The organism is uncultured Holdemanella sp., from assembly GCF_958348295.1.
Lineage (GTDB): Bacteria > Bacillota_I > Bacilli_A > Erysipelotrichales > Erysipelotrichaceae > Holdemanella.
In genome coordinates this window covers 1-10,883 of sequence record NZ_CATVYQ010000061.1, presented here as the reverse complement: position 1 = coordinate 10,883, position 10,883 = coordinate 1, and the positions used below count along the sequence as shown (strand labels likewise).

Below are 10,883 nucleotides of genomic sequence, written 5' to 3'. Positions count from 1 at the left end.
TAAGATGAAACAAGGAAAAACAGTAGTGGCATCCTTATTAATAGTATTTGTCACTTTAGGACTAGATCAATGGACGAAATGGGCTATTGTGAAGTCAATCAAATTAAATGAAACCGTGGAAATGATCAATCATTTCTTTTACTTGACATATGTTCAAAATACTGGAGCTGGATTTAGTATGTTTGCACAAGCTGGAATGGGCTTTTTTGCAGCACTAACCATTATTGCACTTGTTGGAATGGTATATATGTTTTTTAAAACAAATGATTCACGCTATCAAATTTGCCTATCTCTAGTATTTTCAGGAGCTATTGGCAATTTTATTGATCGTATGAGCCTAGGATACGTTAGAGACTTTTTTAGTTTCTATATTTTTGGTTATCCATTTCCCGTATTTAATGTGGCGGACATTTGCATAACAGTAGGAATTGCATTAATATTAATCAGTATGTTTGTAGATGATAAGAAGGAGCAAGAGAGATGGAAAAAAGAATTCTAATAATAGATGAAGATACAAAATTAGATCGTTTAGATAAAGTTTTAGCTGAAAAGCTGGATTTTTCACGCAAAAGAATCAAAGATTTATTAGATGAAGGAAATGTCTTAGTGAATCAAAAAGTTATGAAGGCCAGTTATAAAGTTTGTGTTGGAGACGAAATTGAAGTTTCAATTCCTGAACTTGATTCAACTCAAGTACTTCCAGAACCAATCGATTTAGACATTGTTTATGAAGATCATGATATTATTGTCATTAATAAGCCAAAGGGTATGGTTGTTCATCCAGCACCAGGACATTATTCAGGGACATTAGTAAATGCTCTTTTATATCATTGTAAAGATTTGAGTGGCATTAACGGCATTATGCGACCAGGCATTGTTCACCGTATTGATAAAGATACATCTGGTCTTTTGGTTGTTGCCAAAAATGATAAGGCGCACGAGTCATTGAGTCAGCAATTACAGGATAAGACATGTCATCGTGAATATGTTGCCATAGTGCATAAACCATTTACACACGAATATGGTACGATTCATGCACCAATAGGACGTGATGAAAAGGATCGTCAAAAAATGGCAGTTACAGCTAATAATTCTAAGGATGCGATCACACATTTTAATGTATTAGAAAACTTCAGTAAGTTTGCGTACATCAAATGTCAATTAGAAACGGGTAGAACTCATCAAATTCGTGTACATATGCAATATATTGAACATCCAATTGCAGGAGATCCAAAATATGGTCCTAGAAAAACAATTCAGGCCAATGGCCAGTTATTGCATGCATGCGCCTTGGAATTTGTTCATCCAACAACACATGAAAAGATGCACTTTGAAGTACCGTTAGAACCAACATTTGAAAAAGTATTAAATGAACTTAGAGAAGGGGAAGAATAATGCGTAAAGATGTATTGAGTTGGGATCAGTATTTTATGGGTATGGCACATTTAAGTGCTATGCGTTCAAAAGATCCTAATACGCGTGTAGGAGCTTGTATTGTCAATCCACAAAAAAGAGTGGTTGGACTAGGCTATAATGGTTTTCCTTATGGATGTGAAGATGATGAATTTCCTTGGGAAAGAGACGGAGAATTTTTAGATACAAAATATCCATATGTTGTACATGCCGAATTGAATGCGATCTTAAATAGTATTCAAGATCTTCATGGCTGTACATTATATGTTTCTTTATTTCCATGTAACGAATGTGCAAAAGCCATTATTCAAGCTGGCATTACTTGTGTAGTTTACGAAAGCGATAAATATCAAGGTACGGAAGGAAATATCGCCAGTAAGCGTATGTTTCATGAAGCGGGTGTAAAATTAGTACAACTTCCGTATGATATTGAGGTTGAAACAAAAATCAATAATCGTTAAAGAAGTAACTTATGTTACTTCTTTTGCGTTTAGCATTTTATAGAAGCCGTTCAAAAGATGTATGAAGATAAAAAGTGCTATTATTCCATAGCGCAAAAGGATCGAAGAAGGCGTTAAACACCGATTTTTTGAGTATTTTTAAAATGAAGCTTTGCCACTTGGTAAAGCTTTTCTTTTCCAAATTTTTTTACAAATTCTTTGCCACAAGCATCCACTTTACTACCAGCCCCCTTTTCGAATTTAAAATTATATTTTTCTTCCATAAGATCCCAAGTTTCCAAAAATGCATTTCGAGCTAAGATGCTTGCACAGGCTACAGCCAAATATTTATTTTCTGCCTTAGTTTCAAAAGTAATACCGCGAATCACTTCAGGAAAACCTTGTAGATAGCGATAATAACTTTTTTCCTGGACAAATTGATCGATGACAATCTGTTTAGGAAGTGTGTATCCTTTGTGTACTAGATTGACATAAGCTTGGTTGTGCAAACGACATTTCATATCTACCATGTTACAAGAATCATGCATGTCATTATATTTTGAATTGGGTACAATCAAAATACTGTGTGGACACAATTCTTTTATAATAGGAGCTAATTTACGAATTTTAATATCATCGACTTGTTTAGAATCTTGAATCCCCAAATGAGCAAGCTTTTCTCTTGCTTTTTTTGTAACAATACAGCTTGCCACTACAACAGGACCAAAATAATCGCCAGTACCAACTTCATCACTTCCAGCTTGATCATATGCTTCTTTTTTACTTTCTTCTTTCTTTTCAGGTTCTAGCCAACTTAAATCAGCTCCCTGAAAAACGACTTTACCACTTGTATAAGCTATAATTGTACACTCTTTTGTTTTGATTTGATAATACGTATATTGAGGTGTACTTTCATTTAATATAAATGGGGTTAATCGATTTTTTAATTGGATTATTTCCTCTTTTGTCATTTTCTTTGTCAATGTTGCCATTTTAATCACCTTATTTAGTTTACCATAGTTTTTGTGTTAAAATAGTTAGGAATGGAGCGTTTTATGAAACAAAATTTTAGAGATGAACTAAATCAGGCAATTGATTTCTCAAGTGTACTAACTCAGATTTCTGCATTTTCCAGTTTTTCTTGTTCCAAAGAAAAGATTTTAAATGCATTGCCTCAATTTAATAAATTAGAAATACAAGAACAATTAAATTATGCCAAAGAAGCAATTCAGTTTGAACAAAACGGGTTGTTACTATCGTTATCAGGTGCAAATGATATTTCTTTACCTGTTTCAAAGGCAACTAAACAAATGACTTTAACAAGCAAAGAATTGATATCTATCTATCATTTTTTAACTGCAGTCAAACAGGCTAAACAAAGTTTGGATTCTTCGGAATTTAGTGAATTGACAAATCTAGCTCAATCTATGGAGGGTTGTTCTCGTTTAATGGATTCAATCATTTCAAAAATTGATTTGACAGGTTCAGTAAAAGAAGATGCTACTCCTGCTTTAAAAAGTATGCATAAGGCATTAGTTGATACGCGTCTTGTTCTACAATCAAAATCTAGACAGTTTTTAAAAAAGAATAGTTCTAAATTGATGGAAAATATGACGACAACTGTTTCTGGGCGTGTTGTTGTTTTGGTACGTGCTCAAGATAAAAATGCCTTTGGCGGTATGAGTCACGGACAATCTAGTTCTGGTCTTGCCTACTATGTTGAACCATCAAGCTTTGTATCGGATAATAATGAGATTTCTTCTTTACAAATTCGTATTGAAGAAGAAAAGAAGCGTATTTGTAAAGAATTGTCTTTACAAGTTAAGAAAAATGCCTTGGCATTAACTTCTGCATTAGAAACATTAACTGTAATTGATGTAGCTTTCACAAAGGCAAAATGGGCAGTACGCTATGACGGATGCATTCCATCGTTACAATCTAGAGATCATTCTTTATATTTAGAACATGCTAAACATCCATTGATTGATGAAAAGAAAGTGGTATGCAATACATATGAATTAAATGATCGACAGGCATGTTTGATGATTTCAGGACCGAATATGGGTGGTAAAACAGTTACATTAAAAACAATCGGCTTGTTTGTTGCACTAGCCCATGCTGCTTTTCCGGTGCTTTGCCACAAAGCCATTTTACCATTCTATCAATCGATGTATTTTGATATTGGAGATCGTCAATCTATTGAAAATAATTTATCTACATTTTCAAGTCACATTTCAAGATTATCAAATATTTGTCAAATGAGTGATGAAAATAGCTTTATTTTATTAGATGAAATTGGTAATGGTACAGATCCTTTAGAAGGAGCTAGTCTTGCGGTTGCGATATTAGAGTATTTGATTTCTAAGAAAAGTACGATTATTACTTCAACTCACTATTCACAAGTTAAAACGTATGGAAAGGCAAATGATGCTGTTTTAGTTTCTAGTGTAGAATTTAATCCAGAAACACTTAAGCCGACTTATAAATATATTCCGGGCGTATCCGGTGCGAGTTATGCTTTTCATATCGCAAGAGAATATCATTTAGAAGAAACAATTTTAGCAAGAGCGGCTTTTTTAAAGGATGAAAATGAAAAACAGACGGAAAAAGAGTTGGAAAAATTAGAAAAACTTCAAAATGATGTTTTGAAACAGAAAGAGCGTTTTAATTTGTTGATTGAAGATGCGCATCGTGTTCAAAAAGAAGCTTATGAAAAAGAAAAAGAAATTGAAAAGCGTAAAGCTGAATTGGATACCACATATCAAGAACAATTAAATGAGATGCTAGAAAAGAAAAAAGCACAGGCCAAAGAAATTCTGACTGTACTTCGCAAGGAAAAAACGGGTAAACAACATAAACAAATCGAAAAGATGCATGAATTGGATCTTTTAAATGATAATATGCTTGAGATGGAAGTGGAAGAAAAGAAAGAATTTAAAGTGGGTGACTATGTCAAGATTATAGGCTTGAATTCACATGGAGAAATTGTAGATATTCGAAGAAATGAAGCTACAGTTTTAACGAATGGAATGAAGATGAAAGTGAAGCTTTCAAAGTTGGAGCCTATGCATAAACCGCAAATCAAAAAAACAACATATAAAGCGCATGTAGAAAGTGTATCGAGTCGCTTTTCTTTAGAGTTGAATCTAATTGGAATGCGTGTTGAAGAAGGTATTGCAGCTTTAGATAAATATTTAGATCAGGCTGTTGTAAAACACATAAAACAAGTTCGTATTATTCATGGTATGGGTACGGGTGCTTTGCGTACAGCTGTATGGAAGGATTTAAAGAAACAGCCAAATGTTTCTAAATTTACAAGTGCAGGTCCAAGCGAAGGTGGACTTGGAGCAACAATTGTCATATTAAAGTAGGGGATAAAATGAGTATTTCTAAACATTTACAAGATAAATTGGCATTACTTCCAGATTCACCTGGTTGTTATATCATGAAAGATGAGCATCAAAATATTTTGTATGTAGGAAAAGCTAAAGTTTTAAAAAATCGTGTACGATCTTATTTTCATGGTACGCATAACAATAAGACAACGCGTTTGGTTTCGCATATTCGAGATTTTGAATTTATTGTAACGGGTAGTGAAAAAGAGGCTTTATTATTAGAAATCAATCTAATTAAAAAACATACACCGCCATATAATATTATGTTTATGGATGACAAGACATATCCATATATTGAGATCACAAAGGAAAATAATTTTGTGGTTCGTACAACGCGTAATATAAAAAATAAGAAGAATGAATATTTTGGTCCTTATCCAAGTAGTCAATCGGCTTATGAAATTGTTAAGTTGATTAATCAAATCTTTTGCGTACGTAAATGCCGTCATATTCCAGATAGTCCATGTTTGTACTATCATATGCACCAGTGTTTAGGACCTTGCATTAATGATATTGATCCTAAGGAAAATGAGAAGACGCGTAAGAAAATTAAAAAATTCTTGCAGGGTGATACAAAAGAGGTCATGGATTCTTTGCAATCTAAAATGTTAGAGGCGAGTGAAAATTTACAGTTTGAAAAGGCACAAGAAATCTATAATACGATTCAGGCGTTACAGCATGTTATTGAAAAACAAACAATCGACTTTAAAGATCGAGCGAATCGTGATGTTTTTGGATATTATGTGGATTCGGGTTACATTTCTTTTCAAGGGTTCTTTATTCGTCAAGGTAAATTGTTGGAAAGAAATATGTCTATTACACCTTTGTATGAAGATGAGATGGATGCCTTTACAAGTTTTATTGTGCAATATTATGAGAAAAATGTTGTGCCTAAAGAAATATTGGTTCCTGAAGGTACGCCGATAGATGTTTTAAAAGAAGCTTTAAATACGAATGTACATATTCCTGTTCGTGGAGAAAAGAAAAAGTTGATTGACTTGGTGTACAAAAATGCGAAAGAGGCGCATGAACAAAAGTTTAAACTGGTATTTCGCAAGGATAACGAATTAAAAAAGGCCAATGATATGTTGAGTGAGATTTTTAAGACGGATATTCATACTGTAGAAATGTTTGATAACTCACATATTCAAGGTACGTTTAATGTTAGTGGTTTAGTTGTTTTTAAGGATGGAATTCCTGATAAAAATTCGTATCGTCATTATAAATTGGATGGTTACAGAAGCGATGTCGATAGTATGAAAGAAGTTATTTATCGAAGATACTTCAGGTTGTTAAAAGAGCATCAGCCAATGCCCGATTTATTATTGGTGGATGGTGGTGCCTTACAGATCAATGCTGCCAAAGAAATTATAGATATGTTACAACTTAATTTACGCGTTGCAGGTTTAGTGAAGGATGATAAGCATGCGACAAGAGCTTTAATGGATTCAAATCTTAATGAAATTCCAATAGATTCAAAGTCCAGTTTATTCTTTTTATTGACACGTATGCAGGATGAAGTGCATCGTTTTGCGATTACGTATCATAGAAAACTTAGAGATCAGTCTATGACCAAATCGGTATTGGATACGGTGAGTGGAATTGGACCAAAGCGTAAGAAAGAATTGTTGAAGCATTTTAAGAGTATGAAACAAATGCGCCAGGCGAGTGTTGAAGAAATAGCTACAGTAATTCCTGAAAATGTTGCTAAGATTCTTTATGCTCGTTTGCATGAGAATTGATAGTTTAGTATAATATTTGGCGTGAGGTACTTATTTTGATTAGTAAAAAAGAATTGCGAGCACGTGTTCTTTTGATTGTGGTTTGTTTTGCGATAGGATGTTATTGCCTATACTACATGGATAAATCATATGATCCTTTAGCTCGATATCCTTATACCACCGATGAGAATCGCGATATTATTCTAGAATATTTGGATAGTGATGATATTGATTATTTAGTCAATCAACATATTACGCCAGATAAATTTATGGATTTTATCGAGTTGAGTGATTTTGATTTAAAAAACACGTTATATTATAAAGAGGCAAAGGATACGCAGGATGCCGATAATGAATATATTGTCAATTTTGTAAATCGTTTTCGAAAAAATTTTTCGTATGAATCTTTAAAAGAATTGTTATCCCACTATTCTTATATTGATTTAACAACTTTTTATGAGAATGAAGCCGTATTATTTTCAAATCTTAGATTGGTGACGGATCCGACAAATCCTTATACCGTTTTAAACCAGGAGAATACAGTCTATAAGTATGCTCCAGAAAATTTAGTTTCTTATAATGGTGTTTATGTACAGAGTGCTATGGTTGATGATTTGACGAATATGTTGGATGCTTATAAATCCGTAATGGACGAACAAGATCAGCTTAGTATTTCAAGTGGATATTTAAATTATGAAGAAATATTAGATTTATATGTCAATGCTTCAAAAGAATTTAGTGGTATTGATAATTATATGTTTAGTGCTGGTAAAAATGAGCAACAGCTAGGCTATACAATTGTTTTAAATGGACAAGATGAATGGATCAACCTTTGTAAACTTTATTTAAATGAAGATATGGATTACACACAGGTACAGGAAGAATTATCAAAAGAAAACCAGAATCGTGTTGAATGGCTCCTTGAAAATGCGTATCGATATGGTTTTGTGGTGCGTTATGAAATGGGTCAGGAAAAAAAGACAGGACATTGGTATCAACCTTTTGTATTGCGTTATGTGGGTGTAAAAACCGCAAAAGCTATGCACGATAGTAATAAGGGTATGGAGCAAATGACTTTTAAGGATGAATTGGAGTAAAAAAGTTTATGAAAATAGTTGTTGTGAGTGATTCGCATGGAAGAAATGATATATTAAATTTGATTCGCGAAAAACATCCTGAAGCAAGATTATTTATTCATTGTGGGGATCTTGAGGATGATCCAATGAATTATCCGGGCTATATTATTGTTCGTGGCAATAATGATTATTTTGGTCGTTTTGAAGATCAGCGTATTATTCCGATTGGAAAGCATCGTATCTTTGTTACGCATTCACATCGTTTCTCTTATTTTTCAAGATGTGAACAATTAGCAAATCGAGCAAAAGAATTGGATTGTGACATTGTTTGTTTTGGACATACACACGTAGCTTATTTTGATCAAGTTGATGATGTAGTATTATTGAATCCAGGATCTTTATCGCATTCAAGGGATGGAAAACCTTGTAGTTATGCGGTTTTAGATATAGATGAAAATCATGTTTCGGTTGACTTTAAGTTTGAACCGGAATGGTAAGAAAGAAGGAAGTTTATGTATAAAATTAGTGAGCTATATGATTTAAATCACACTTTAGCAAAGGATTATTTATCGCAATTTGAATATCCTTGGCAGGCATTGTCTGGAATCAAAGAATTGATTTTAGAATTAGGTAAAAATTTAGGCGAAGATTATGTAGAAGTAAAAGAGCAGGTTTGGGTTCATAAAAGTGCACATGTTTTTGAAAGTGCTTATTTAGGAGCTCCATGCATTATTGGTCCTGAAACTGAAGTTCGTCATTGTGCTTTTATTCGTGGTAGTGCCTTGGTTGGTGCAAATTGTGTTGTAGGAAATAGTGTTGAATTAAAAAATTGCATTTTATTTGATAATGTGGAGACACCACACTATAACTATGTTGGGGATAGTATTCTTGGATTTCATGCTCATTTAGGTGCTGGTGGTATCACAAGTAATTTGAAGAGTGCTAGAGATAATATTATCTTAAGAAGAAAAGATGAAAATTATAATGTGGTTGAAGAATTTGAAACGGGATTAAGAAAAATCGGTGCTTTTATGGGCGATTATGTAGAGGTTGGATGTAATTCTGTGCTTTGTCCAGGAACTATTATTGGTCCACATACAAATGTATATCCTTTATCTCGTGTGCGTGGTCAGATTGCGGCAAATTCAATTTTCAAAGATGCCACACACGTATCTTTAAAAGATTAATCTTACTGACTTGTAATTTTACAAGTCTTTTTTCTTATGGTAATGTTTAGGTATGAAAAAGTTTGTTAAGTTTATATTTAAATTATTGTTGATTTTAGTGATTGCCTTTGTAGGAATCTTTTTTGGCAAAGGATATTGGGGCTATTTAGAACTTACATCTTCTAAATCAGTAGATCAAGCTGTGAGTGAAGTTACATCAAGCCCATATTTTGTAGGATATGATGATATTTCACCAGAACTTATTCGAGCGACTGTTGCGATAGAAGATCGTCGCTTTTATGATCATAGTGGTGTAGACTATATTGGTCTAGTTCGTGCAGCTGTATCTCAATTTGATAATGATTTATTAAAGAGTGGAGGATCTACAATAACGCAGCAATTGGCTAAAAATCTGTATGGTATGTTTGATGGTTCTTGGGATCGTAAAAGTACTGAATTTTTTATAGCTCGCTATTTAGAGAAACATTATTCAAAAAATGAAATTCTAGCGCTTTATGTCAATGTGATCAATTATGGAAATAATTATACGGGTATCTATGAGGCAAGCATGGGATATTTTGATACAGATCCTGAGGATTTGACAATAGCGCAGGCTTCTTTACTGGCGGGTATACCGCAATCGCCAAACAATTATGAGTTAGTTTATCATTTTGCCCAAGCCAAACAAAAACAATATGCTGTATTAAAGGCAATGGCTGAGTGTGGTTATATATCAGAAAGTGATATAGCGACCTATTATAATGCATCTGTTTAAATGGATGCAATTTTTTAATTTTTATTCGAAAAGGTGCCTTTTTTTTCGTATAAGAGTATGTAGGAAAATGCCTACTAGAAATGAGGTGCTGATGCGTAGCGCAAATTTATTAAATGATTTCGCCTTCAAGTATGTTTTTGGCGAAGATTGTAAAGAGGCCAATGATGCCTTAAAATCATTACTTACGGTATTTTTAGAAAGGAAGGTGAATAAAGTTGTTGTAAAGAATTCAGAAATGGTAAAAGACTATAGTAAGATGAAAAATCCAAGATTGGATTTATTAGTTGAATTTGATGATCGAACCATGGTGGATTTAGAAATGCAGTTAAGACAAACGCAAGATTATTTGCCGATTCGCTTTAGTTATTATTTGGCTAGACTACATGGATCACAACAATTGGAAGGAAAATACTACAAACAATTAAAGGAAACGATTGTCTTAGTGTTCTTTAATGTGAATCTAATTGAAAATGATCGAATGTGTAACACATTCACATTGAAAAATGAGGATGGCTTATCTTTTGTGAAAGAAGCGGAAGATCGAATGAAGATACGAACGGTAGAAATGGCAAAGTTGGATGTAAATAAGCCACTTGAAGACATGAATGAACAAGAAAAGATGATTTATTACTTTTTAAATTGCCACAAGGGAATGGATGATAGTAAAATTAAGGTGATGATAGAAAGTGATGGGGTGATTCAAATGTTAGAGAAGCGTGTAGAAACGATATCGGATGATGGTTGGAAGAAAATAATAGAAGATTTTCAAAAATTGCATGAAAATGAAGAGCGAATGGAACGACAGCTCGAACTTGAAGAGGCTCATAAAGCACAAGAAGAAGCAAAAAAGACATTACAAGAAGCAAATAAATTAAACCAAGAAGCAAATAAATTAAA

11 protein-coding genes are annotated in these 10,883 nt (G+C 33.3%); 10 read left to right on the top strand and 1 reads right to left on the bottom strand.

Annotated elements, in window-relative coordinates:
- From lspA to Q3907_RS09675, 3 genes are all read left to right on the top strand, one after another.
- A partial coding sequence (lspA, locus tag Q3907_RS09685) for a signal peptidase II (protein ID WP_301898126.1) occupies positions 1-499 on the top strand: 499 nt, incomplete at its 5' end.
- Positions 481-1,395, top strand: coding sequence for an RluA family pseudouridine synthase (locus Q3907_RS09680; RefSeq protein ID WP_295645355.1), 915 nt, complete (start codon positions 481-483; stop codon positions 1,393-1,395). The genes lspA and Q3907_RS09680, both read left to right, overlap by 19 nt.
- Positions 1,392-1,874, top strand: a complete 483-nt coding sequence (locus Q3907_RS09675) for a dCMP deaminase family protein (RefSeq protein ID WP_295645370.1) — start codon at positions 1,392-1,394, stop codon at positions 1,872-1,874. The genes Q3907_RS09680 and Q3907_RS09675 overlap by 4 nt, the downstream gene beginning before the upstream one ends.
- 113 nt (positions 1,875-1,987) lie before the next feature.
- Here Q3907_RS09675 and rnhC read toward each other — a convergent pair whose 3' ends face one another.
- Entirely contained in the window at positions 1,988-2,845 is an 858-nt protein-coding gene (gene rnhC / locus Q3907_RS09670) for a ribonuclease HIII (RefSeq protein ID WP_301898125.1), read from the bottom strand.
- A gap of 63 nt (positions 2,846-2,908) precedes the next feature.
- Between rnhC and Q3907_RS09665 the strand changes: the two genes are divergently transcribed.
- From Q3907_RS09665 to Q3907_RS09635, 7 genes are all read left to right on the top strand, one after another.
- On the top strand, positions 2,909-5,224 hold the full coding sequence (locus Q3907_RS09665) for an endonuclease MutS2 (RefSeq protein ID WP_301898124.1): 2,316 nt from the start codon (positions 2,909-2,911) through the stop codon (positions 5,222-5,224).
- A gap of 8 nt (positions 5,225-5,232) precedes the next feature.
- Entirely contained in the window at positions 5,233-6,990 is a 1,758-nt protein-coding gene (gene uvrC, locus Q3907_RS09660) for an excinuclease ABC subunit UvrC (RefSeq protein ID WP_301898123.1), read from the top strand.
- 35 nt (positions 6,991-7,025) lie between these two features.
- Positions 7,026-8,066: a M15 family metallopeptidase gene (locus Q3907_RS09655; RefSeq protein ID WP_301898122.1), complete on the top strand. Its 1,041-nt coding sequence runs from the start codon at positions 7,026-7,028 to the stop codon at positions 8,064-8,066.
- Positions 8,067-8,074: 8 nt separating this feature from the next.
- Positions 8,075-8,542, top strand: coding sequence for a metallophosphoesterase (locus Q3907_RS09650; RefSeq protein WP_301898121.1), 468 nt, complete (start codon positions 8,075-8,077; stop codon positions 8,540-8,542).
- A 15-nt stretch (positions 8,543-8,557) separates the two neighbouring features.
- A complete protein-coding gene (locus Q3907_RS09645; RefSeq protein ID WP_301898120.1) occupies positions 8,558-9,232 on the top strand; it encodes a UDP-N-acetylglucosamine pyrophosphorylase in 675 nt (224 codons plus the stop codon).
- A gap of 52 nt (positions 9,233-9,284) precedes the next feature.
- Positions 9,285-9,986, top strand: a complete 702-nt coding sequence (locus tag Q3907_RS09640) for a biosynthetic peptidoglycan transglycosylase (RefSeq protein ID WP_301898119.1) — start codon at positions 9,285-9,287, stop codon at positions 9,984-9,986.
- A 91-nt stretch (positions 9,987-10,077) separates the two neighbouring features.
- A partial coding sequence (locus Q3907_RS09635; protein ID WP_301898118.1) for an Rpn family recombination-promoting nuclease/putative transposase occupies positions 10,078-10,883 on the top strand: 806 nt, incomplete at its 3' end.

Coding starts and splice junctions, on each gene's coding strand:
- Q3907_RS09645 (WP_301898120.1), top strand. CDS start 8,558: ATGTATAAAATTAGTGAGCTATATGATTTAAATCACACTTTAGCAAAG.
- uvrC (WP_301898123.1), top strand. CDS start 5,233: ATGAGTATTTCTAAACATTTACAAGATAAATTGGCATTACTTCCAGAT.
- Q3907_RS09650 (WP_301898121.1), top strand. CDS start 8,075: ATGAAAATAGTTGTTGTGAGTGATTCGCATGGAAGAAATGATATATTA.
- Q3907_RS09665 (WP_301898124.1), top strand. CDS start 2,909: ATGAAACAAAATTTTAGAGATGAACTAAATCAGGCAATTGATTTCTCA.
- Q3907_RS09680 (WP_295645355.1), top strand. CDS start 481: ATGGAAAAAAGAATTCTAATAATAGATGAAGATACAAAATTAGATCGT.
- rnhC (WP_301898125.1), bottom strand. CDS start 2,845: ATGGCAACATTGACAAAGAAAATGACAAAAGAGGAAATAATCCAATTA.
- Q3907_RS09640 (WP_301898119.1), top strand. CDS start 9,285: ATGAAAAAGTTTGTTAAGTTTATATTTAAATTATTGTTGATTTTAGTG.